Source organism: Duncaniella sp. B8, assembly GCF_005304985.1.
GTDB lineage: Bacteria > Bacteroidota > Bacteroidia > Bacteroidales > Muribaculaceae > Duncaniella > Duncaniella muris.
Map to the genome: position 1 here is coordinate 1135684 of NZ_CP040121.1, position 25476 is coordinate 1161159.

Sequence of the window (25476 nt, forward strand, 5' to 3'; positions counted from 1 at the left end):
ATTTGGCGATTCATTTGTATTTGATAATTCGTTATATTAACTTAAGTTTCAACTACTTCTGTAATTTTTACCGAATCATTGATCTTAGTAATATCGGCAATAAATATTTATATGCTAATTTTCCAGCCTTCCACCCAAATAATTTCCCAATAAGAGTTATAAGTTTTTGGGGTGATCTTGGGGTGGAATATAGATATGTAATCGGAATCTCAGCTACTATATTATTGAATCGAGAAGTATCATATGAATTGCATCTGAAAGATTCAAATGCTATATCTGACGCCGATTTTATGAGAGAAGTCTGATGGTATATATTATCAATACTTTTTTTAACCCATTCATATACAAATAATAACTGATTTATATACGACGGTTTTATTTGTGTAGTGTACCCCCCTGTTGAAATTCGATAATGATATAACGATTCCTCAAGCCATGAAATTTTAAGTGGACGTATACATAACAATTTTTGCAAGATCAATGCATCTTCGCCCACATTTATGCCTTTGGTATAACTTATATCGTAATCTTTAAATAAAGTACGTTTAAAAAGCTTATTCCACGAATGGAACCAAGATGTATTCATTATCTCTTGCCGAGTAAGTTCAATATTATTCAAATCAGTGAATTTTCTATTCCAAACCTCAGATCTGCCATCTTTATATTCTGCAACATACCCAAAAAAGACAATATCAGAACAATCTTCTTTTGCTTTTTTATATGCCTTTTCATAGGCTGTTGCATCAACCCAATCATCACTATCGCATATAATAACATACTCTCCTATGGAACTATCAAGACCTCTCTGACGGGCCATAGCAGACCCACTGTTTTTTTGATGAATTATCTTTATCCTACTATCTTTTTCACCCCAGCGGTCACAAATAGCTCCGGAGTCATCTGTACTTCCATCATCTACAAGTATTATTTCGATTTCATTCAAAGACTGATTTACAAGACTTTGTATACATTTGTTTATATACTGAGATGTATTATATACTGGTACTATGACAGAAATTAACACTCTATTATTCATATTTATCTGGCTCTTCGTAATCTACTGCTACATAACGACCACAAATTTTGCGCCCTTCTTGAACCGAATATGCGTATCATCCAATAAAGTGCAATATTCTTTAGCCCTTTTGGCATCAATAGTTGTTTGGCAAAAGCGTCAACCGTCATATATACCTCGTTATCAAATACATATCCATACAACTTATCAAGACAACATAATTCATAAAAAATCTTGCACAAATAATTACTCAATATTGATTGACTTATGTTTGCTTTACATGCATTATTCAATACATGCAAATTAGAATTTATTGCATCCGTGGCTTTTTCAATTGTTATACTTTGTCCCATTATGGATTGAGGATTCTGCACATATGCATATCCCACTGTAGAGATCAGTTTCATTCGTTCAATTCTCAAAAACAAATCTGAGGTAAAAATAGCATCTTCAAACTTTACATTTGCTTTAAAATAGAGTGGGGAGCCTGCCATTATGGCAGATCTTCTATAAACCTTATTCCAAACCAACGCTTTTATCACAGCACAACCATCCCCTAAAATATTTTCAAATGCCTCAAAAAATTCACGACTTCCATAATAGTCTATATAGGAACTATTATGAATTCCTATCATTTGATTTGCACTATTTACACAAGAGTATGAAAATTGGACACAATCCAAATCTGAATTATCCTCCAATATTTCTATACATTCTGAATAGATATTATTATCCAACAGATAGTCATCAGAATCAACAAATGCGATATATTCTCCTTTTGCAATTTTCAATCCATTATTACGGGCTTCAGACACACCACCGTTACATGTATGAAGCACTCTAATTCTTGAATCTATCTCGGCATATTTATCACATATCACTCCAGATGAGTCTGTAGCACCATCATCTACAAGAATTATTTCTAAATTCTCATAGCTTTGAGCGATAACGCTACATATACATTTTTCTAAATACGATTCGACGTTATAAATTGGAACTATGATGCTCAGATATGGCTTAGACATTTTTGTTATTCTATTTTTTTAGAACCGCTATAAGATTAAAAAATCTATTGAAACCCATCACACGCGCGATCGCTATAAGAATCCAAATTTTATGTGAAAAAGTCAGTTTTTTAGGACACATTGTTTCTAAAGACCTGAGCATATGAACCGGAAACAAATTTTTCTTAAAATGAATCACTGCATAGTAAATATCGTAGAAAACGACACTGAAAAAACTCATAAATTTAACTTTATCTATTCCATGTTGTCTACAAGCTTCAAGAGTATGAAGATGGGAATATAATGCGTCAATGTGCCTTTTTTCAGTGACGGAACCTGCCATCGTCCCTGCTGAATTACAAACATAAGCATAACAGCCTTTGTCAATCAATTTCACAAACCTAATTCGTTGAAGTATATCAGTAAGTAAAAAGCTATCTTCAAATACTATCCCCTCTGGAAATTTCATATTCTTGAATATTTCTGAGCGATATATCTTAGCCCACGGAGCTGGATAAATATCTCCGTCAATTCCCTCGACTCCAAAATTCTCAAGAGCATCCTTTCCGCCATTTAGTATTTCTGTCCCGTTGCAACAATGCATTCCTTCGTTACCATTATCCCATCCGACACCACAGAATGGAAATTGAACAATGTCAACTCTATTGTCAATTTCAATTTCATGAATCGCTATTTCAAAACTACACACATCTTGAAGATAATCATCAGAATCAACAAACGTCACATATTTCCCTCTAATTCTTTCAATACCTATATTACGAGCTCTTGCCTGCCCTCCATTAGAAGTATGAATCACTTGAATACGACTATCCAAAACAGCATAGGAATCACAAATAAGGCCAGACCCATCTGGAGATCCATCATCTACAAGAATTATCTCCCAATCAAGGTAAGTCTGAGCCAAAATACTATCTATGCATTTTGACAACATGCATTCCACTTTATAGACTGGAATTATAATTGAAAGGTTGGGATGATAACTACTTTGCATATTTGCTAATACTTTTCAATTGATATTTTTACGAAGAAAGAATATACCTTTTTTAGCCAAACTGCACCTCGTTCCATTGACATCAGACCAATTTATAGGGTGCAAACTTCTAATATCTTCAATACATGCAGCGCTTTCAATCAATCTATGGAATAAATTAAACTGTCTAAGCAACGAACTTATACGAGCCATCCCACGTTCTTTATTTCCAAGTACGATAAAGTCTTTGTTAAATATGATTGAAAAAACACATCCGTGAAAAGAATCTGTAATAATAAAATCACTATTTGCAATTGCTAAAAGCCAGTGTTCCAACGGAGGATGTATTCTTTCTATCAATGGAGCCTTCAAATCATCAATTTTGGAATGCACAGTGAATGGTTTTTGGTCCATTGCCCCCGAAATCTTGTCCACGATTTCACGGGTATTGTCATTAGGATCAAGAATGTAGGCAAACAATTTTGTAAAGTAATCCGGACATTCACATTTTTTATAGATTTGTCGATAGTCATCAATGTCCAAAAGCAAAGTCGGATCAGGCATTAACTCCGCATTTGCAAATCCTAACATATTTGAACATAGTGTTAGACCACTTTTTTCACGAACTGAAACAGCATCAAAATTCTTTAACAGAGCCGAAGCCATTGATTTTTCATCAGAATCATATTCAGGATAATCGACTCCGAATGAAGCGGCATAACCAATACGCTTCAATTTCTTTCCCTCAGTAAATTTCAAAAAGAAATCATCCAGATGACCATCCGCATATATCGGCCGCCATACTTGGTCGCTGCCCACGATTATAGCATCAAGATCGTCAATAACCTTTTTATATGAATCATTCGTAGTGACTATCCGGAAGTTTCTATTAATAAACCGAGTTGTATTTTTTATGGTAACATTCTTCTCACATCTGAAAATCTCAACTCCAGCCTTTTTCTTAATCCACTTCGCATAAAGACGTCTCAAAAACAAATTGAAATTTTCAGAGAGAGAGACTTTGTGTTTTCTATGTAATAAAACAACATCATAGCCTAAAGCTTTCAAAGTCTGCTGTAAAGCCCATGCCTGAAGAATGCCTCCGTAATTATGCCCCAGAGGCAGTGTCAATATACCGACTTTCATGATCCCAATTGATGTTTTTTTTGTCCCAATTTTGACATTATCATTCGGACAACCTGCATACGCATATTCTTGGTCAAACCACAATAAAACACCACCATGCAACACCATATAAAAATTATGCACGACTTTAAAATAAGATTGATCCACGGAGACCCAAAATCCCAGTGAACCACATATCCAAGTATCAATGGTAGTGACAATGAAATGCCTAAAACTTTAAAACAGCATATTATAATTTCATATATCTCTTTATATTGATAATTAACTTGATTTACCAAAAGATAGGGTTTCAAAAATGTCCCCATTATAAAATATGTAATCAGAGCCACCCACGACTGTGCAATTGGGGATGACCCATATCTGAATAGTACATAAATTATCGGGAATTGCAAAAATGAAAGTCCGGCACTCATAATCGCATTTCTTTTCAAATTGCCATTGGCATTAATAGCCTGATAAAATGATGTGTTAAACACATTGAATAATGTCTGAAACAAGACTATCTTTAGAAAAATAGTGGTATAGTCAGGGACAGTTTTCAACCATACTTTTAAAAAATCATCACAACAAAAGAATATAGGTATTGTCACTATCATCATCAGATAAAAAGACAATTGTGTTGATTCAAGCAACAGATGCTTTGAGCCAATAAAATCTCCAGCTGCATATCGTTTGATTATCTGAGGGTTGACGGCTGTTCTGAATCCATTGACAAAAAAATCTGACATCTGATTTATCTGCAACGAAATCGCTCTTGCTGCAACAATAGCCGGCGAAAAAAACATACCTAAAAGCATCACCACCCCTTGGCCATTCAACATCAATGTACAACTTGTCAGTATAGACCACGATGAATATGAGAATATCGGTCTTAAAATATCCTTATCCAAGCCTAATGAAACTCTTGATTCTTTAAATTTCCGGACACAATAAATTCTGTTTCCAACCATCTCTGTCAGGCTGATAAGCATCAATAATGTCGCATAAACCTCCAACTTGTCAAATGGCATAATAGCCAACAGATAAAGTATTCCTAGTTTAGCAAAGGTATTGAACAATGCCCAGTATGCCACAACAGACATTCGTTCGTGAGCAATAAGCAGAGACGTATATGGAACTTGAGTCAGTGTGAAAATGGTCGTGAACAAAGATAGGCATAGTACATAGTATGCCGCATCCAACCGATTCGCAGGAATATCAAGTTTATGTCCGATAAGCCACCACCCAACAAAACCCATTATAACGATGACTACTAATGCCAATAAAAGGTGAGCGGTAAGCATCGACGAAAATGTCCGCTTCAAACGGTCAAACTCATTTCTACCCAACTCAAAAGTGATAAAACGGCCAGTACCATTAGCTAAAACACCGTTCATAAATCCAAGTAATCCGACAATTCCGCCAACTTCAATATAAATACCGTAGTCCTCAACCCCAAGCTTTTCAAGGATTATTCGAGAGGTAAATAATGATACTATTACAGCCAAAAATGTACGAATATACATATAGGCTGTATTTATGGCTATTTTCTTTTTACCTGAATCCATTACTTTCAATTTTTCTGCGGCAGCAGACCTCCAAGAATACGTTTCCCTTTCATTATTATACGTTGTGATATTGTATAATGCTGACGATTCATACTCTTATAGTAGTTACTCAAAACTTTTGTATCCACAGGTATGTTGGAGAAAGCCTCAACTAAAACCGGATGATCTGATTCTGCTGTTAATAGCTCAATACCATGCGATATTTCAGATTCGTTTCTAATTGCAAAATATTTAAATCCGAATGCTTTGGCAATCTCATGAGCTTTATGTGTATGGAACGCACATACATGCTCGGCCACACTTTTACGCAATTCTTCGCTCAAAGGAGAATACATTACACCACCACCACCATTGTTGATCAACAATATTCTAAGATTGGGAGTTATGTGACGTATTGATAATGAGTTCAAATCATAATAAAAAGATAGGTCACCGGTTATATAAAATGTCTTCCGACTATTAATAGCCGAAAATCCTATTGCAGTGGACATACTTCCGTCTATTCCGTTAACCCCTCTATTACAATTTACCGTGACACTATCTGGAACTGGAAACAGGTGAGCCATACGTACACTATAACTATTAGCTAATTGCAAATCGCTATCAGCCGGAAGTGCTTTTATCAATGCCCCGATAACCATCGCTTCACTATATTCTGATATCGTCTTATAAGCGATATTTGAAACACTCATCCACGAATGAGCAAAATTCCCGCTTACTTTGAAATCAGCGATATTGTTTATCATGTTGAAAAACATTAATTCGCTCATTTCAAATATCTTTGTCAGAGATCGGAAAGGATCAGAGATTTTGTCATATTTGCCAATTTGCCAATTTTCAATGTCCCCTAAAAATCCTTTAATTTCTCCGTTAAAAAGGATATTTGCACCTATACTGAATACAATATCTGGTTTAAAATCTCTTTTTTCTTCATTAGTCAGAGAATATAAAGTCGCACCAGTATTTGCTATGGTGTGTTTGCAATGACAGTTTGATAATAAATCAGTAAGAATAATAGCATCAAAATTTTCAACAAACTTGTCTACGGCTTCTTTCAGCCCTGCTGTAATACAGACCGATTGTCCCCACACTATACAAATCTTTTTTCCTTTTAACAAATTTGCGATTTTAGCCCATGTTTCAGAACTTGATTCGGCTGAATATAACTCTACTTTTCGCGCTACCGGAATATGTGTATTAGTAAACGTATCTGTATGGTGTGATAAAAACGGGATATTCAAATGGACAGGCCCATTTGAATGATGCGTTAATTCAATTAAACCTTCGTTTATTATTCGATTATTATACCAAAAATCCAAATCTGATGAAATAGGAGTCAATCTTCCGACATATTTTGTACATGAAGTGAACGTAGAGGCCTGATCATACATTTGATCTTCCATCTGATTTAAAAATTGAGGTAACCTGTCACTTGAAATCACCAATAATGGCAATCTTTGATAATAGGCTTCGACAATGGCACTCCCATAATTCATACATGCTGTGCCTGAAGAACAGCAAACAGCTGCCGGGCGACCGGTTCGCTGAATAAGCCCAATGGCAAAAAAAGCAGCACTTCGTTCATCAACAACTGAATACAGTTCAAAGTCTTCACATTGTTCCAACGAATGTACTAATGAAAAATGTCTACTGCCGGGAGATACTACAATCTGATTAATTCCAAATTGCCTCAACAACGATAACAGTTGAAGTACTAATTTATCATTCGAATACATGTCACACTATCTTTTTAGTATCCCGGACATCCCCAGGACTCTAACATAAATTTATAATCTTCATTTAAAGAAGATATTCGTGTAAAATCTTCTTCTTTAATAGTTATCTCAAATGCTTTAAAAATCTCATCTATTCGTTTTGGATTTGACGTCTTGGTTACAGGTATTATGTTTCGACTTTTATTCCATGCATATATTATTTGTGGTATAGATGCCTCATATTTTTTTGCCAACGTAACTAATGTCGAGTTTTCTGAAACTTTCGGAAGCATTTTTAACAATGGCGTGTAAGCTTGAACCTGGATCTCTTGTTCATTACACCATTTAACAATATCTGAACAAGTATTAAATGGGTGTATTTCAATCTGATTTATCATTGGTTTTACCGAAATTCCGTCATTCAAAAGCATCTCAAAATGCCGCAATTTAAAATTACATACACCTATTTCTCTGGCAATTCCAACCTTATATGAATGCTCCATTTCCTTATATGCCTTGATAAAAATATCTGGAAATGGCCAATGGAGAAGAAGGCTGTCAATATAATCAATCTTAAGCCTTTTTAAGGAATTTTTTATAGCTGTTTGGGTGCCGACTTTAATAATATCCTGCCAATCTATTTTCGTTTGAATAAATATATCTTCTCTCTTGAAACCTTCATTTATAAGCCGTTGGATCTTATTCCCTATTGCAATTTCTGCTGACACATAATTAGGAGCTGTATCTATTGCAATCTGATTAGATTCATTCAATCTATCAATAATATTTTCAATAGAGTATGCAGAGAGTCCACTTGTTCCAAATATAACAATTGGTGGTGGGTTCATAATTATAATTCAATTTGGTAATTAACATCAGGGACAATAAGTTTGAACTTCAAATCCCTGCTATTACAAAATTCTTGTATTTCCTTTATAATATCTTCTGTCTCTGATGGGATTATTATTTCTTCATTTGATGCTTTTGATTTTCTATTATTAAAGCATCGTATATTCAAAATTTGAACAGCCCATCCAATATTTAAAATCGGATAATACAGATATTTCCCATGTTTATTTGTTGGCAATAAAGCAGGCTGCAAAATTCTATAATGAAATGGAAGATAGACATTCTTCGGCCGTTCTTGGATCTCAAATCTTGATAATATCAGATTGACCTCCCCGTTTGTTTTGATTATTGAATAAAAATGTTTCAGTATTTCAAATTGGGCTGATATATTATCTTTAGGTAGACACCAATGCCTATCGGCTTCAAATGTCTTTCGATGCCGATAGGCATAAGAACTTCCAATGATGACTTTTAATAAATTACGGTCTAAATTTTTATTGAAATTTTGCCATGTTGGATATTGTTCAATTAAGATTCGCTCAGCTTGTAGCACTTTTCGATTTACAATTTTCAAACATGCAAACATAACAAATCCTATAATCAGGATTGTCGATATCATAACAGCAATATCCATTTATCTGGTCAGTCAATATCGCTTTTTACTTTAATTTTTTTCTAAAATTCAATCCCTTTTAAAAATATCCCTTGTATAAACCTTTCCTTGAGCATCATCCAGACATACATCATAGCGGTTTGCTATGATGGCGTTGCTGAGGCGCTTGAATTCGGTAAGATCGTTGACAACGCGAGAACCGAAGAATGTTGAACCGTCTTCAAGAGTAGGCTCATAGATGATGACCTCGGCGCCTTTGGCCTTGATACGCTTCATCACTCCCTGAATAGATGACTGGCGGAAATTATCGGAATTCGATTTCATCGTCAGACGATAGACACCGATTGTCACAGGGCGTTCGCTGGCAGATCCGAAGTGGTTGGCCGAGGAATAGTCATACCACTCCGCCATTCTCAACACCTGATCGGCGATAAAGTCTTTGCGTGTGCGGTTACTCTCGACGATGGCTGTCATCATCTGCTGGGGCACGTCGGCATAGTTTGCCAGCAGCTGCTTGGTATCTTTCGGCAGACAATAGCCTCCGTAACCGAACGATGGATTATTGTAGTGTGTACCGATGCGCGGATCAAGGCCTATGCCCTCGATGATAGCCTGGGAATCAAGGCCTTTGACCTCGGCATATGTATCAAGCTCGTTGAAATAGCTGACACGGAGCGCGAGATAGGTATTGGCGAAGAGTTTCACAGCCTCAGCCTCCTTCATGCCCATAAAAAGAGTGGGAATTTCCTGTTTTATAGCACCTTGCTGCAACAGCGATGCAAACTCATGGGCTTTTGATTCAAGAAATTCGACATCGGCAATAGTCCGGATCGCATCATTTTCCTCTGCAAACTCCGGATTGTCGATAATCTTCGGATAGCCCACTATGATTCGGGAGGGGTAGAGATTGTCATACAGCGCCTTGCTTTCTCTGAGAAACTCCGGCGAGAACAGAAGATTGAACCTGCTGACCCCCTTGGCCGCATATTTCACATAAAGACTGCGGCAATAACCCACAGGGATGGTGGATTTTATCACCATCACCGCATCGGGGTTGACTTCAAGCACAAGATCGATAACATCCTCTATGCAGTGCGTATCGAAATAATTCTTTACCGGATCATAGTTGGTCGGAGCGGCTATGACCACGAAATCAGCCTCGCGGTAAGCCTCCCTGCCGTCAAGCGTAGCGGTCAGGTCCAGATCCTTTTCAGCGAGATATTTCTCGATATACTCATCCTGAATGGGCGAGATGCGCCGGTTGATCTTCTCGACTTTTTCAGAGATGACATCAACGGCTGTCACCCTATTGTGCTGCGCCAGCAGAGTGGCTATACTCAGACCGACATATCCGGTCCCTGCGACTGCGATATTCATTGTTACTATTTCTTGATTTTATTTTTTCTTCTCCCCGCTGCCATAATTATACCCATACCCGTAGCCATATCCGTAACCGTAGCGGTAGGTATGGCTGTAGCCGTAGCGGCCCTGGTCATTGCGGGAACCGTTGAGGATAAACGACATGTTGCGATACTTCTTCTCCTCATACAGCCGATCGAGATCCGGAAGCATCGAACGGTCGAACAGACCGGCTCGGATCACGAAGAACGTCCGGTCGGCAAACTTGTCGATGATCTGAGCATCAGCCACAACCTCGATCGGCGGACAGTCGATGATCACATAGTCAAACCTCGACTTAAGCTCACCGATCAGCTCACCGAAACGCGGCGACTCAAGCAGCTCCGTCGGATTGGGCGGAATAGAACCGATCGGAAGCACCTGCATGTTCTGACACTCCGGAGTCTTGACAATCAGCGTATCGACCTCAGACACAGCACCACCCAGATAATCAGCCAGGCCCTTTGCTGGAGAACCCATATAGGCCGACGTCGAACCGTGGCGCATATCGCCGTCGACAATCAGAACCTTCTTGCCCTTCAGAGCGATAGCCATGCCTAAGTTCATCGAAACGAACGACTTGCCCGAACCAGGATTAAACGACGTCATGGCAATCACCTTGTTGCCCTCCGAACTGTTGCACATAAACTCAACATTGGTCCTGAGCACGCGGAACGCCTCGTTGATGATATCACGCTTGCCGCCCTTGACCACGATCGTGTTCGCCTCGCCGGCCTCCTTCTTCTTCTCGTGTCCGTCTTGCGGCAGCTCGCCGAGGAAAGGCACAGCCAGATGCTCCACATCCTTGCGTCCGCGCACCTTAGTGTTGTTGCTCTCCATCAGATAGACCACTCCGAACGGAATCGCCAGACCAAGCAGAAAGCTCATCATCAATATATTGCGCGTATTCGGCGCAGTCGGGCCGAAACTTGCCGGCTTATTGACCACACGGGTATTATAAGCCGTAAACGCCTGCGAAAGCTCATTCTCCTCACGCTTCTGAAGCAGGAACAGATAAAGCGACTCCTTCACCTTCTGCTGGCGTTCCACGCTCAGAAGATACTTCGCCTGCGAGGGATTCGACGCGATTTTCGACGTAGTCGATGCCTGCGAACCCTGCAGACTCGAAATCTGCATATTCAGAGCATTGATCGAATTGTCAACCGACGCAAGTATCGCATGACGCATCTGATCCATCTGCTCGTTCAGCTGAACCACCAGCGGATTCTTGTCCGACGACTTGGCCAGCAGCGAATTACGCTGAAGCACAAGATTGTTGTAATCCGTAATCTGCGACTGAATATCAACGTTAGCCACACCCGAATTCATCGGAAGCATCTTCTCGTTATCGCTTGCAGCTCCGAGATACGACTTTATATAAAGCGTCTGCTTCAGCTGATTCTTCAGATCCATGATCTGCTGCGAAATCTGCTGATTCTGCGACATATACATCGACGACGCCGCACTGACATCAGGAATCAGATTGGCCGATTTGTAAGACGAGATATCCGAATCCACATTTCCGAGCTCACTCTCGATCACACCCAGACGCTCGTTGATAAAATTCGACGTCGAGACAGCGATCTGGTTCTTGTCGCGGACCCAATACTCGTTATAGACACCGATCAGAGTGTTCAGCAGCGCCTGCGACCGCTGGGTCGACTGGTCAGTCACCGTCAGATTGATCACACTGCTCTTGTCGCCGCTCATCGCTATCACCATACGGCTCCCATAGCCGCCCGCAGTAGCCGAAACCGGAGCTTTGACAACCTCCAGTTCCACCGCCTCACCGGGCTTATAACCCTCGGCAGCCACCACGACCATCGGCCCGACAGCCGTCATAATCGTATCGTTCATAGCGCCCTGAACCCGCTCTTCCGACTTCAGATCGCCCGACTTAACATCTGACACCGAGACCTTTCCGTCTCCGTCAACCTCAACTCTGAACGACGCCGAACCGTTTTCGGCAAACCCAGGCATCTCGACCCTCACAGGAAGATTCGAGCCATAGGCCACCACATCATGAAAACGCCCCGGAATATAATAATTCATATCCAGATTCAGACGTCTCACCACCTCTTCCATCAGATCAGCCGACTTCAGAGTAGTGATCTCATTCTGTATGTTAGTCTTATTCTGAAACAGCCCGAAATCGCCGAAATCCTCAGCCCCCGCCGACTTACCGGCAGCCTCGTCCTTGATCATGATCGACGCCGTAGTCGTATAAACCTTAGGAGTACACAGCAGATACACCACAGCAGCACCCACACACACCACCAGCGAGAGCAACACCCACGGCCAGTGATGCAGCGTCCTGTACAATATATCCGTCAACGGCACGGCGCTGCCCGCGTTGACACTCTTCCTTGCCTCTGATTTAATAGTCTCTGCCATTGCTTATTTTGTGAGAGTGATGATAAGTGTTGCTATTGTCAGACCGAACGAACCCATTGAAACCCAGAACGAAGGCGTGTAAGGCGTATTGCCGTTAGGCGTCGTCTCGCGCTTCTTCTTGTCATTAGGTTCCACGTAGATCACATCGTCCTGCTGCAGATAAAACACCGGCGACGAAGCCAGACTCTGCGCGTCAAGCAGATTCACCCTGTAAGCCTCCTGCTTACCGCCGCCCACATTGCGCAACACAAGAATATTCTCGCGCATACCGCTGATCGTCAGATCGCCTGCCATAGCTATAGCATCAATGATCGTCAGATGATCCTTGTTAAACTCATAGCGGCCCGGAGCCGACACCTCACCGATAACCGAGATACCCGTATTGGCAAACTCAACCGTAACGATCGGATCTTTAACAAGATCCTTACCGACAAGCTGCTCAGCCACATAATTCGCAACCTGCTCACGAGTCATCCCCGCAATATGCAGCTTGCCTATCACCGGAAAATTGATATCGCCGGCCGAATCCACCGTATAGTAAGCCACCTGACCGTTACCGCCGCCCGAAGCACTGCCGACGCTCTTTGTCGTCGATGTAGTCCCCCCAAGACGGTTCTGGACCTGCAGCAGATTAAACAGTGCCGACAGCGCCGGATCCTGCGTATTGACAACAATCGAAAGCTTATCCTCAGGCTTCACCCTGATATCAAGCTGACGCTCAGCCTGCACCACGGCACCGGTCCCAAGATCCGGAAAATAAGTTATATTTTTCGGAGTCGAGCAAGACCCCAACAGCAACGCAGCTGCAAGAAAACATGATGAGATGAATCGTATGCGCATATGTAAAGTTTTTTCATTCCGCCAGCTCCAAGCTGGAGCGGCATTAATTACTTGTCAACAAGTTCTATATCAACAGCCTCTATCATAACCTTCGCACAGCCAAGAATATCAATCCTGACTATCAGCTCGCTATGTCCGTCATCCGTAGTGACAACCTCACCCTCAAGACCGCAAAGCTTCCCGCGGGCCACTCTCACCCGATCGCCCTTCTGAAAAGAACGCTCGGAAATCGTAACCGGCACATCAGACTGACCAAGCATAAAGCGCAAAGTCTCGATCTGTTTATCCGGAATGACAGCCAGCGGCTTCGCTGTAGAATAGCCCGAAGCCTTGTTGGTCATAAACCTGTTGATATACGGCAGCGCCACAATCTGCATACGCTCCCGCTCCGAACATCTTACGAAGACCAGAGTAGGAAGCACAACATGCTCGATCTTAGCACGTCTGCCGTTTTTCCAGACACGATAAAGTGTTTGTGTGGCCAAATAGCTCTCATAGCCGGCTTTCGCCAGCCGCTCATGAGCCATTTTTTCGGTATTATTCTTAACAATGGCCACAAACCAGCAACGTCGCTCCACGCCTACGGCGCCGCCAACGCCCGAAGACACCGTCGTAACGCCCTTTGTCACTACATCAGCACTCATTGTAAAGAATTGTCAATAAAGGCATATAGCGAAATCACTCTTAATAAGAGATGATTTATCGGGTGCAAAGTTAAGAAATAATTCTGAAATAGAGCGAATTAAAGAGCTTAAATCAAATCTGAAAATTACATAAAATTTCAATCTGTTTAAACGCGCATCGTCAACCATTAACGTAACATTTTGGATCACAATTAATTGGCGTAAATCATCATCTCTTATTAAGAGATAATTCCTCCCCCCTCTCCCCGCCCGTCCAAAACAGCCACAACGCAAAAAGAGCCGATCTTGCAACTGCAAAATCAGCTCTTCTCTTTTTGAACCGTGCGCATGAAGGGACTCGAACCCCCACGTCCTGAGACATTAGATCCTAAGTCTAACGCGGCTACCAATTACGCCACATGCGCATTCAGTTAAAGTTATGGCCAAACCGCCCGCAGAATTACACCTTTCAGACGATTTACCCCGCAAAGTTAAAACATTCCCCCCAAATCTCCAAACAAACGCACTGCTAAGAAACAAAAATCGTCAAAATCCCCCTCCCCCTCACTCCACATACAAATCAGACCAGCGTCAGCCGCGAAAGCGAAGCCAGCGGAGCCGCAGCCTCACGCAGATCAGCCGCACTCACAGCCCGCAGCGCCTCAACAGTCTCATCAAACCCCACAGCACGGCCGCGATAAAGCACACTCCGCCCCATCGAAATCGCCACCTGCTCCGAATTCATCGACCCAACCGTCAGCTGACCTATCAGCTGCCTCCTCGCAGCCTCAAGCCGCCGCTCCGACATAAGACCGCCGGCAAGCGCATCGACCACACCGCCCACAACCCGCAGACAGCGGCTGACATCCGCCGGATCACACCCGAAATAAATAGTCAGCAAACCATTATCACTCATCAGCGACGTCGAAGCGTCAGTCGTATAGACCAGCCCGCGCCTCTCCCTCAGCGCCACATTCAGAAGCGAATTCATCCCCGGACCGCCGAGCACATTCACCAGCAGCGCCAGCGCCGTACGCCTCTCGTCAAGCATCCCCGGCACCCTCGCCCCCAGCAATGTATGCGCCTGATACGACCCCACCTTATCATTCACAACCTCAAAGCGCTCCACCGTCGGCGGCACCACCCTCTCAAGCGCCACACCAGCCCTGCTCAGCCCGCCTAACCGGCGCTCAGCCATCCTGAACACCCTCTCGGCCTCCATCGGACCAGAATAAAACAACACCATTCGCCTAGGCGTAAACCGCTCCTCAAGCCAGCGCCGACACACCCCCTGATCAAACCCCGCCAGCGTCTCGCGCGTACCTAATATATTATGCGCCAACGGCGACCCCGCATAGATCAGATCCTCGAAATCATCAAACACCGCATCTGACGGCGTATCCAGATAAGTATCAATCTCCTCAGCCACCACCTGCTTCTCACGCCCTATCTCAGCCTCAGGAAACACAGCGTCAGCCACCATCTCCCCCAGCAGCGCCATAGCCCGCGCCAGATTTCCCGCCGGAAAAGTCGAATAGACCACCGTTTCCTCCTTCGTAGTATAAGCATTCAGCTCACCCCCCACAAGCTCCATCCGATCCCTCACATAAGCCGCCCTATGGCTCGAAGTACCCTTGAAAATCGTATGCTCCACAAAATGCGCCAGCCCGTGCAGACCCGCCGCCTCATCACGGCTACCCGCATTCACCGCCACACCGCAATGCTCCACAGGCATCGCAACCCGCCGCGCCACAATCCGCAGCCCGTTGCCGAGCCTATGATATTGAATCATCTCGTCAGACATAAAAATAAAGAATATTTAAAAGGTAGTTTAAAAACAAATTCCGGCTGCAAAGATACGCAATTGCCCCGACATCCCCCACCCCAGCCACACACCAAAAAATCCATGCCGCAAAACCAAAATTGCCAATTCACAAAAAAATTGTAATTTTGCACCTCTAAGAATAATAACAACCACACATCGACCAATCAATTATGGAAGAATTAGCAACCAAATATGACCCGCGTGCCGTCGAAGACAAATGGTATGCCTACTGGATGCAGCACCGCCTGTTCCACTCCGAACCCGATGCCCGCGAACCCTACACCATCGTAATCCCCCCGCCAAACGTCACCGGAATCCTCCACATGGGCCACATGCTCAACAACACCATCCAGGACATCCTCATCCGTCGCGCCCGACTCATGGGCAAAAACGCCCTCTGGGTGCCCGGAACCGACCATGCAGCCATCGCCACTGAAGCCAAAGTCGTAGGCAAGCTCGCCGCCGAAGGCATCAAAAAAAGCGACCTCACACGAGAGGAATTCCTCGCCCACGCATGGGAATGGAAAGAAAAACACGGCGGAATCATCCTCGAACAGCTCAAAAAACTCGGAGCATCATGCGACTGGGAACGCACAGCATTCACAATGGACGACATCCGCTCCCGCTCAGTAATCAAAGTCTTCGTCGACCTCTACCGCAAAGGACTCATCTACCGAGGAAAACGCATGGTCAACTGGGACCCAAAAGCCAAAACCGCACTCTCCGACATCGAAGTAGTCTACAAAGAAGAACACTCAAAACTCTACTACCTCCGCTACAAAATCGTCGGCGAAGAAGGCTATGCCATCGTGGCCACCACACGCCCTGAAACCATCATGGGCGACACCGCAATGTGCATCAACCCCAACGACCCCAAAAACCAGCACCTCCGCGGCAAACGCGTCATCGTACCCCTCGTAGGCCGTGAAATCCCCGTCATCGAAGACGACTACGTAGAGATCGACTTCGGCACAGGCTGCCTCAAAGTCACACCCGCCCATGACATGAACGACAACATGCTCGGCGAAAAACACAACCTGGAGACAATCGACATCTTCAATGACGACGCCACCATCAGCGAAACCGCCGGAATGTACATCGGCATGGACCGCTTCGCCGTCCGCGAACAAATAGCCAAAGACCTCGCCGAAGCAGGACTCATCGAAAAAATCGAAGACTACGAAAACAAAGTCGGCTACTCCGAACGCAACCCCGACACCGCAACCGAACCCCGCCTCAGCGACCAATGGTTCCTCCGCATGGAATCCCTCGCCGCACCCGCCCTCAAAGCATCCGAAGACGGCGTCATCCGCTTCGTACCTGAGAAATTCAAGACCACCTACAACCGCTGGATGACCGAAATCCGCGACTGGTGCATCTCACGTCAGCTCTGGTGGGGCCACCGCGTACCCGCATGGTACCTCCCAGGAAGCGAAACCTTCGTCGTAGCCGAAACTGCCGACGAAGCCCTCACACTCGCCCGCGAGATCAACCCCGACCTCACCGCCGACGACCTCCGTCAGGACGAAGACTGCCTCGACACATGGTTCTCATCTTGGCTCTGGCCCATCTCCCTCTTCAACGGCATCCTCGAACCAGACAACGAAGAAATCCGCTACTACTACCCCACATCCGACCTCGTCACAGGCCCCGACATCATCTTCTTCTGGGTAGCCCGAATGATCATGGCCGGCTACGAATTCCTCGGCAAACAACCCTTCAACAACATCTACTTCACAGGCATCGTCCGCGACGAAATCGGACGCAAGATGTCAAAACAATTCGGCAACTCACCCGACCCCCTCGAACTCATAGCCGACTACGGAGCCGACGGAGTCCGCATGGGCATCATGCTCGCCGCACCCGCAGGCAACGACATCTTCTTCGACAAAAAACTCTGCGAAAACGGCCGAAACTTCTGCAACAAGATCTGGAACGCCTTCCGCCTCGTCAAAGGCTGGGAAGTAGACCCGGCCCTCGAACAGCCCGAAAGCTCACGCAAAGCCGTCGAATGGTTCAGCGCCAAACTCTCCGAAGCAATAGCCGAAATCAACGACTCCTTCGAGAAATTCCGCATCTCCGAAGCCCTCATGACAGCCTACCGCCTCTTCCGCGACGAATTCTCCTCATGGTACCTCGAAATGGTCAAGCCCGACTATCAGAAACCGATCGACCGCGCAGGCTACGAAGCCACAATCAGCTTCTTCGACAGCCTCCTGCGCCTGCTCCACCCCTTCATGCCATTCATCACCGAAGAACTCTGGCAGCACCTCGCACCCCGCCGCGAAGGCGAATCAATCATGTACGCCTCCATGCCCCAGGCATCCGCGCCTGACACCGCCATCCTCGCCGACATGGAAACCGTCAAGGAAATCATCAACGGCATCCGCGGAGTCCGCTCACAGCGCAACATCCCCTCGCGCGACACCCTCCAGCTCAACGTCATCGGCGCCGACATCCCCATGCAGGCCGTAGCCATCCGCCTCGGCAACCTCTCAGGCATCGCCACAGTCAGCGAGAAAGACCCCGCAGCAGCCTCGTTCATGGTAAGCACAACCGAATTCAACATCCCCCTGCTCAACAACATGGACGTTGAAGCCGAGCTCGCCAAACTCACCAAAGAACTCGACTACCTCCGCGGCTTCAAAACCTCAGTCGAAAAGAAACTCTCAAACGAACGCTTCGTCAGCAACGCTCCCGCAGCCGTAGTCGAAGCCGAACGCAAAAAACTTTCCGACGCCACAACCAAAATCGAAGCCATCGAGCAGACAATCGCCGCACTCAAAGCCTGATAGCCACACAGGCCACGCCCCACACCGCAACGCCAGGAGAGACAAGCCCCGCGCCTGTCACCCCTGGCGTTTCCTTCACCACTCCCACACCCTCCTCCAGACCCGATTTTATAATTATTAAGGAGAAAAATACCTGCATTATGCAGGAATTTTGCTACTTTCGCTTGTTTATTCAACGAGGCAACTCACTTTCGACTATCGCAACCGTTTATTTATGGAAAGAATCAAGGTAAAAATCATCAATGAATCAGGCCACGACCTCCCAGCCTATGAAACCCCATCGTCAGCAGGCATGGACGTCCGCGCCAAACTCGACACCCCCCTGACCCTCCAGCCCCTGCAGCGGGCACTCATACCAACCGGACTGCGCATACAGCTGCCTCACGGCTACGAATGCCAGGTGCGACCCCGCTCAGGCCTCGCCCTCAAACACGGCATCAGCCTCGTCAATACCCCAGGCACCATCGACGCCGACTATCGAGGCGAGATCGGCATCATAGCCATAAACCTCTCCGACACCCCCTACACCATCTCTGACGGCGAACGCATAGCCCAGCTCGTCATCAAAGAATACGTCCGTGCGGAATGGCAACCCGTCAGCACCCTCGACCACACCGAGCGAGGCGACGGAGGCTTCGGACACACCGGAGTAAACTGACAACTAATCTGACTAATTGGACTAATTAGCCCAATTGGCCTAATCCACCCAACCCCGCCCCAAATGAAAAAGCTACCACTGCTAATCCTTGCCATACTCGCCCTCGGCGCCCTCTCGGCCCTCGCCGCCGGCCGCCAGCGGCAGGCGGGGACTGAAACCGAAGACACCCGCAAGGCCGACTACATCTACCTCGAAGCCCTCCGCGCAAAATCGCAGAGCAACCACGACGCAGCCTTCGCCCTCCTCCAGCGCGCCCACGAGCTCAACCCCGCCGACCGCGAAATCGGAGTCGAACTCTCCACCTACCTCCTCAGCCTCTCCCAGACCGACTCAGCACTCCTCACAAGCTCAATGGCCCTCCTCCGCGACTACTGCGAAGCCAACCCCACCGACATCTACTACGGCGGACGCTACGCAATGCTCAACGAACAGCTCCTCAACCGCGATGAAGCCCTCCGTACCTGGAAGCGGCTCCACACCCTCTACCCCGACCGCCTCGAAGTCACCTACCGCTACGCAGGAGCCCTCGCCCAGGGAGGCACTCAGGCCGACCGCGACAAAGCCATAGCCGTCTATGACTCCGTCGAGATAGCCGAAGGCAAAAGCATACCACTCTCCTCAAAGAAAATACAGCTCTACTACTCCCTCCAGGACACAGCCTCGATCCTCGCCGAAGCCGACCGCCTCCGCAACTCCGCCCCGCGCAACGTCGACTTCCAGGTATTCTCAGGCGACATCTACTCCATGTTCGGCCTAAACGACCAGGCCAAACAGTTCTACGACAGCGCCTGCATCCTCGATCCCTCAAGCGGCCTCGCCTACTACTCGCGCGCTCAGTTCTACCACACCCTCGGCGACAGCGCAGCCTTCAACCGCGAAGTCTTCCAGGCTCTCGAACAGAAAAACCTCAACGTAGAGACCAAGCTCGTCATCCTCCGCAGCTACATCCAGGAGATGTTCAACGACTCCACCAACTTCCCGCAGATCGGACAGCTCTTCGACGTACTCATCGACCAGCACCCCCACGAACATGACATCCACGACCTCTACTCCCGCTACCTCATCGTAACCAAAGACTACTCCAAAGCCGCCGAGCAGACCGAACGCGCCCTCGACCTCGACCCCGCCGACAGCGAAGGCTGGGAAATGCTGACCTCACTCTATCTCCAGGTTGACCGTCTCGACGACGCCCGCCAGGCCATCAAACGCTCCCTCCGCTACTACCCCGACAACAGCCGCCAGTATCTCGTGCTCGGCTCAATCTACGACCAGGAAGGCCAGCGCGACAAAGCAACCGCGGAATACCGCCACGCACTCTCACTCACCGACTCAACAGACGTAAGCCAGCTCTCGCGCATCTACGGAGCGATGGGCGACAACCTCTACGCCAGCGAGCAAGCCGACAGCGCATTCGTCTACTATCAGAAATCACTCCTCTACGACCCCGACAACACCCTCGCCCTCAACAACTGCGCCTACTACCTCGCCTGCGAGGGCCGCGACCTCGACCGCGCCCTTGAAATGATCGAAAAAGCTGTAGGCGCAGAACCCGAAAACGCCACCTCGATGGACACCTACGCCTGGGTCCTGTTCAAACGCAAAGACTACGCCAAAGCCCGCGAGATCATTGACCGCACCCTCTCACTAACCGACGAGCGCAGCGAAGAGATCCTCGAACACGCCGGCGACATCTACTTCATGGACGGCGACCCCGACGGAGCACTACGCTTCTGGAAAGAAGCCCTCGAACTCGCCCCTGACAACCAGCTCCTTGCAAAGAAAGTCAAACACAAGACATACTTCTTCAAATGACCCACCAAAACCGCCGCCGCCTCCCGCGGCTCCAAACTCTCGGCCTCCTTCTGATAACACTCACAGCCCTCCTGGCCTCATCATGCCGCTCCGGCCGCAACGCAGCCGGAAGCAACACCGGCGACTACAGCCAAAACACAGGCAAAACCCTCTCGCAGAGCCAGCTGAAAACCATGCTCAACAGCCTCAGCGACAGCTACGGCTCCTGGAGTGACGTAAAAATTCCACTAACCCTCCGCCTCAAAAGCCCCAAAAAGATCAGCATCGGAGGCACCCTCACCATGCAGCGCGACCGCAGCGTCCACCTCTCCCTCCGCTTCCTCGGCATGGAAGTAGCCTCACTCATGGTCACCCAGGACAGCATCTTCGCCCTCTACAAACTCGAAAGGCTCTACTTTGCCGAAAGCATCTCCGACCTGCTCGGAGGCTTCCCTGCCACAGTCGGCAACGTCCAGGACCTCCTGCTCGGACGCGCCTTCATCCTCGGCGACACCCCCCTGGCACCCTCACGCTGCACCCTCGCCGGCACCCCCGAAAACTGGACCATCACCCCCTCAGGCAGCCCCTCAGGCATGTCCTACGCCTTCACCCTCTCAACCCCCACAGGCAATCTTGAAAGCCTCACAGTCACCCCCGCCACCCGCAAACCGCTCACAGCCGAATACACCGACTTCGCCACCGGCCCCGTCGGCCCCTTCGCCGCCACCACCCTCCTCACCGCCGCCGGAGGCAAAACCACCCTCAGCGCCCAGCTTGAACTCAACGCCCGACGCGCCGAATGGAACACCGGAGCCACCAAAAACTGGTCCACACCCAAAGGCTACACCCGCATCAAAGCCGCCGACATTCTCAAAATAGTCACCAAAATGGCCAATTAGCCTAATCAGACCCATCTCAGTCTAATTAGCCCAATCCAATCAAAACCCGCCACCCAGTGCCCCATTCATCACCATCCGGAAACCTTCTGAAACTGTGCCGCAGCCTCGCGGTGCTCCTGCTTGTCGCCATCATAAGCGCAGGCAGCCCTGCCGACGCCCAGACCCGACGCAAGAACACCAAAACCACCACCACTCGCAAAACCGCCACAAAACAGAAAACCGCCACCCGCACCCTCGAATCAGTCAGAAAAGACAAAAGCACCACCGAAAAAAAAATCTCCGAAACCGCCACCAGACTCAACACCAACACCAAAGAGCTCCAGCGGCAGATCAACCGCCTCAACTCCCTCAACGGCGACATAGAAGCCAACCGCAGCAAAGTCCGCGACCTCCGCAGCCACATCGACTCGCTCGGAACAGCCATCAGCACCACCGCCGACTCCATCAAGATCCTCGAAGACGACCTTGAAGCCATGCGCCTGGCCTACGCCAAAGCCCTCCGCGAACTCCAGCCCCACGCAGCCAGCACCGGAGAACTCAGCTTCATCTTCTCAGCAAAAAGCTTCTCCGAAGCCTACAGCCGCATCCGCTACCTGCGCCGCTTCTCCGCATGGCGCGAACGCAGAGCCGAAAACATCCGCCGGGGGATAGACCGCATAGCAGCCCAGCGCGCCCGCCTCACATCGCTGCGCCACTCCCAGGACCTGGCCTACCGCAAAGCCGAAGAAACCCAGACCACCCTCTCACGCCAGCAGGCCGAATCTGAAAAAATGGTCACATCCCTGCGCAAAGAAGACTCAGCCCTGCGCGCCATGCTCAAAGAGCAGAAACGCAAATCGGCCGCTCTCGACCGTGAACTCGACCGCCTCATTGCCGCCGAACAGGCCCGCATAGCCCGCGAGGAAGCCGAAAGAGCACGCCGCGAGCGCGAGAAAGAAAAAAACAAAGCAAAAGGCTCTTCAGGCACCAAAGCCTCTGATACCGGACGCTCGGCCAAAGACGTAGCCTCGGCCAACGCCCCGACCCGCACCGCAGCCTCCACCTCTGCCTCGGCACTGACAGGATCATTCGAAGCAAACAAAGGCCGGCTCCTCTTCCCCGTAGCCGGATCATACAAGATAGTACGCCGTTTCGGACGCCAGCCACACCCCACCCTGCGCCATGTCGAAACCGAAAACTCCGGCATCGACATCGAAGTCAGCCCCGGCACACAGGCCCGATCTATCTTCGCCGGAAAAGTCTCGGCCATCTTCAGGCAAGACGGCTTCAACTCCATAGTAATGATACGCCACGGACGCTACATCAGCATCTACGCCAACCTCTCGGCCGTCACCGTCAAGCAAGGAGACAGCGTCAAAGCCGGACAGAACATCGGCACCGTCTTCTCCGACCCCGACGACTCAAACCGCACCACCCTCCACTTCGAGATCCGCAACGAGCGCCAGAAACTCAACCCCTCGCAGTGGGTCAGATAACAGCCCCGCCGACCGGATATCAGACTTCCGGCGGCATCTAACAGATTGTTTAAGAGTCCGTTTAAAAACCGGCTTTTAAAACAACGCCTCTAAACCAAACCTGTCTCTGACAGGTTATAATCACAAAACCGTATATATGACAACATTTGAAGAACTCGGCGTCAGCCAGCCGCTGCGCAAAGCCGTTGAAGAGCTCGGATTCGAATATCCTATGCCCGTTCAGGAACGCGTGATCCCGCGCCTGCTCGGCGACGCCAATGACATAATCGCCCTCGCCCAGACCGGCACCGGCAAAACCGCAGCCTTCGGACTGCCTCTGCTGCAGCGCATCGACCCCGCCGACCACACTCCCCAGGCCCTCATCCTCGCCCCCACCCGCGAGCTTTGCCTCCAGATAGGCAGCGACCTGGCCGACTTCTCGAAATACATCCCCGATGTCAAAGTGCTCCCGGTCTACGGCGGCTCAAGCATCGAAAGCCAGATCCGCGGACTCAAAAAAGGGGTCCAGATCATAGTCGCCACCCCAGGCCGTCTGATCGACCTCATAAAGCGCGGAGTGGTCCGCCTCGACGGAGTACACACCGTAGTGCTCGATGAAGCCGACGAGATGCTCAACATGGGCTTCCTCGACAGCATCGAAGAAATCCTCTCCTACATCCCCGCCGACCGCAAGATGCTGCTCTTCTCCGCCACAATGCCGCCTGACATCCTCAAGATTGCCAAGCGCTACATGAAAGACTACGAGGAACTCGTGGTCGGAACCCGCAACGAAGGAGCAGAAAACGTGCGCCACATCTACTACATGGTCAACGCCCGCGACAAATATCTGGCCCTCAAGCGCGTGGTCGACAACTCGCCCAACATCTACGCCATAGTCTTCTGCCGCACCCGCCGCGACACCCAGGAGATAGCCGACAACCTCATCCGCGACGGCTACAACGCCGAAGCCCTCCACGGCGACCTCTCCCAGCAGCAGCGCGACATAGTGATGAAGAAATTCCGCGACCGCGTGGTCTCCATACTCGTGGCCACCGACGTGGCGGCCCGCGGACTCGACGTCGACAACCTCACCCACGTCATCAACTACGGCCTACCCGACGACACCGCCGTCTACACCCACCGCTCAGGCCGCACAGGCCGAGCCGGCAAGTCAGGCGTCTCGATAGCCATCATCCACTCGCGCGAAAAAGGCAAAATGCGCGAGATAGAGCGCATCATAGGCAAGACCTTCGAACACAAAGACGTGCCCACTCCCGAACACATCATCGAAAAGCAGCTCTACAACCTCGCCGACCGCATAGAGCGCGTCAAAGTCAACGAAACCGAGATAGCACCCTACCTCTCAGGCATCTCGCGCAAACTCGAATGGCTCTCCGAGGAAGACCTGCTCAAGCGCGTCATCTCGCTCGAATTCAACCGCCTGCTCGACTACTACAAAGACGCACCGAAAATCGACTTCATCGACGCCAAGCCCTCTCGCTCGGAGCGCAAGGCCCGCAAGGCTGCCGCCGAGCGTGAGCACGAACGCCCCAAAAACGACCGCGAGAAAGACCGCCGAACAGCCGAACGCGGCTTCGAGAGAGTCTATGTCAACATAGGCAAGCGCGACGGCTTCTTCGCCGGAAACCTCATCGAAATGCTCAACAGACTCATCAACGGCAAGCGCGTCGACGTGGGCCGCATCGACCTTCTGCCAGGCTACACCCTCTTCGATGTCAAAAAATCCGATGCCCGCAAGGTGGTCGGAGCGCTCACCGGAGCCGAATTCTACGGAAAGCGCCTCCACAGCGAGATAGCCGATCCCGAACGCGACTACAGCCGCATAGCCGAAAAACGCAAGAACAAAGCCAAAAAGACCGCCAGCTGAGCCCCGCGGAACTCTTCACCGAAGCCAACTGAAA

At 48.2% G+C, this 25476-nt stretch carries 19 protein-coding genes and 1 tRNA gene; 6 read left to right on the plus strand and 14 right to left on the minus strand.

Annotation, left to right across the window (positions count from 1 at the left end):
• Positions 1–67 precede the first annotated feature (67 nt).
• The 14 genes from FDZ78_RS05105 to FDZ78_RS05170 form a co-directional block, all read right to left on the minus strand.
• Entirely contained in the window at positions 68–1036 is a 969-nt protein-coding gene (locus tag FDZ78_RS05105; RefSeq protein ID WP_136408149.1) for a glycosyltransferase family 2 protein, read from the minus strand.
• 2 nt (positions 1037–1038) lie between these two features.
• On the minus strand, positions 1039–2040 hold the full coding sequence (locus FDZ78_RS05110) for a glycosyltransferase (protein ID WP_136408150.1): 1002 nt from the start codon (positions 2038–2040) through the stop codon (positions 1039–1041).
• Between the two features lie 10 nt (positions 2041–2050).
• Positions 2051–3031 (minus strand): glycosyltransferase, encoded by a 981-nt coding sequence (locus tag FDZ78_RS05115; protein WP_136408151.1) that lies wholly within the window; start codon positions 3029–3031, stop codon positions 2051–2053.
• A 15-nt stretch (positions 3032–3046) separates the two neighbouring features.
• Positions 3047–4156, minus strand: a complete 1110-nt coding sequence (locus FDZ78_RS05120) for a polysaccharide pyruvyl transferase family protein (protein ID WP_160631691.1) — start codon at positions 4154–4156, stop codon at positions 3047–3049.
• Positions 4153–5703 (minus strand): lipopolysaccharide biosynthesis protein, encoded by a 1551-nt coding sequence (locus FDZ78_RS05125; protein WP_136408153.1) that lies wholly within the window; start codon positions 5701–5703, stop codon positions 4153–4155. Before FDZ78_RS05125 ends, FDZ78_RS05120 begins: the two co-directional genes overlap by 4 nt.
• A gap of 5 nt (positions 5704–5708) precedes the next feature.
• Positions 5709–7439: a 2-succinyl-5-enolpyruvyl-6-hydroxy-3-cyclohexene-1-carboxylic-acid synthase gene (gene menD / locus FDZ78_RS05130; protein ID WP_136408154.1), complete on the minus strand. Its 1731-nt coding sequence runs from the start codon at positions 7437–7439 to the stop codon at positions 5709–5711.
• A 14-nt stretch (positions 7440–7453) separates the two neighbouring features.
• Positions 7454–8266: an aldo/keto reductase gene (locus tag FDZ78_RS05135; RefSeq protein ID WP_136408155.1), complete on the minus strand. Its 813-nt coding sequence runs from the start codon at positions 8264–8266 to the stop codon at positions 7454–7456.
• A 2-nt stretch (positions 8267–8268) separates the two neighbouring features.
• Positions 8269–8886 (minus strand): hypothetical protein, encoded by a 618-nt coding sequence (locus tag FDZ78_RS05140; RefSeq protein ID WP_136408156.1) that lies wholly within the window; start codon positions 8884–8886, stop codon positions 8269–8271.
• Between the two features lie 63 nt (positions 8887–8949).
• Entirely contained in the window at positions 8950–10257 is a 1308-nt protein-coding gene (locus tag FDZ78_RS05145; RefSeq protein ID WP_136408157.1) for a UDP binding domain-containing protein, read from the minus strand.
• Between the two features lie 18 nt (positions 10258–10275).
• On the minus strand, positions 10276–12672 hold the full coding sequence (locus FDZ78_RS05150) for a polysaccharide biosynthesis tyrosine autokinase (RefSeq protein ID WP_136408158.1): 2397 nt from the start codon (positions 12670–12672) through the stop codon (positions 10276–10278).
• A 3-nt stretch (positions 12673–12675) separates the two neighbouring features.
• Positions 12676–13512, minus strand: coding sequence for a polysaccharide biosynthesis/export family protein (locus tag FDZ78_RS05155; RefSeq protein ID WP_123397976.1), 837 nt, complete (start codon positions 13510–13512; stop codon positions 12676–12678).
• A gap of 47 nt (positions 13513–13559) precedes the next feature.
• Complete coding sequence (locus tag FDZ78_RS05160; protein WP_136408159.1) at positions 13560–14156, minus strand: UpxY family transcription antiterminator; 597 nt, start codon at positions 14154–14156, stop codon at positions 13560–13562.
• Positions 14157–14478: 322 nt separating this feature from the next.
• Positions 14479–14560: transfer RNA gene (locus FDZ78_RS05165), tRNA-Leu, on the minus strand.
• Positions 14561–14715: 155 nt separating this feature from the next.
• On the minus strand, positions 14716–15939 hold the full coding sequence (locus FDZ78_RS05170; RefSeq protein ID WP_136408160.1) for a pitrilysin family protein: 1224 nt from the start codon (positions 15937–15939) through the stop codon (positions 14716–14718).
• Between the two features lie 191 nt (positions 15940–16130).
• Between FDZ78_RS05170 and FDZ78_RS05175 the strand changes: the two genes are divergently transcribed.
• The 6 genes from FDZ78_RS05175 to FDZ78_RS05200 all read left to right on the plus strand — a co-directional run bounded on the left by FDZ78_RS05175 (position 16131) and on the right by FDZ78_RS05200 (position 25442).
• Positions 16131–18752 carry a valine--tRNA ligase gene (locus tag FDZ78_RS05175; protein WP_136408161.1) on the plus strand — a complete coding sequence of 874 codons (2622 nt, stop codon included), beginning with the start codon at positions 16131–16133 and terminating at the stop codon, positions 18750–18752.
• Positions 18753–18975: 223 nt separating this feature from the next.
• Positions 18976–19410, plus strand: coding sequence for a dUTP diphosphatase (gene dut, locus FDZ78_RS05180; protein WP_107032966.1), 435 nt, complete (start codon positions 18976–18978; stop codon positions 19408–19410).
• Between the two features lie 63 nt (positions 19411–19473).
• Complete coding sequence (locus FDZ78_RS05185; protein ID WP_123397972.1) at positions 19474–21222, plus strand: tetratricopeptide repeat protein; 1749 nt, start codon at positions 19474–19476, stop codon at positions 21220–21222.
• Positions 21219–22100, plus strand: coding sequence for a DUF4292 domain-containing protein (locus FDZ78_RS05190; protein ID WP_123397971.1), 882 nt, complete (start codon positions 21219–21221; stop codon positions 22098–22100). The genes FDZ78_RS05185 and FDZ78_RS05190 overlap by 4 nt, the downstream gene beginning before the upstream one ends.
• Before the next feature lie 56 nt (positions 22101–22156).
• The gene (locus FDZ78_RS05195) at positions 22157–23575 is read left to right on the plus strand and encodes a murein hydrolase activator EnvC (RefSeq protein ID WP_123397970.1); all 1419 of its coding nucleotides are present in this window, start codon (positions 22157–22159) and stop codon (positions 23573–23575) included.
• A 136-nt stretch (positions 23576–23711) separates the two neighbouring features.
• Positions 23712–25442 (plus strand): DEAD/DEAH box helicase, encoded by a 1731-nt coding sequence (locus FDZ78_RS05200; RefSeq protein WP_123397969.1) that lies wholly within the window; start codon positions 23712–23714, stop codon positions 25440–25442.
• Positions 25443–25476 lie beyond the last annotated feature (34 nt).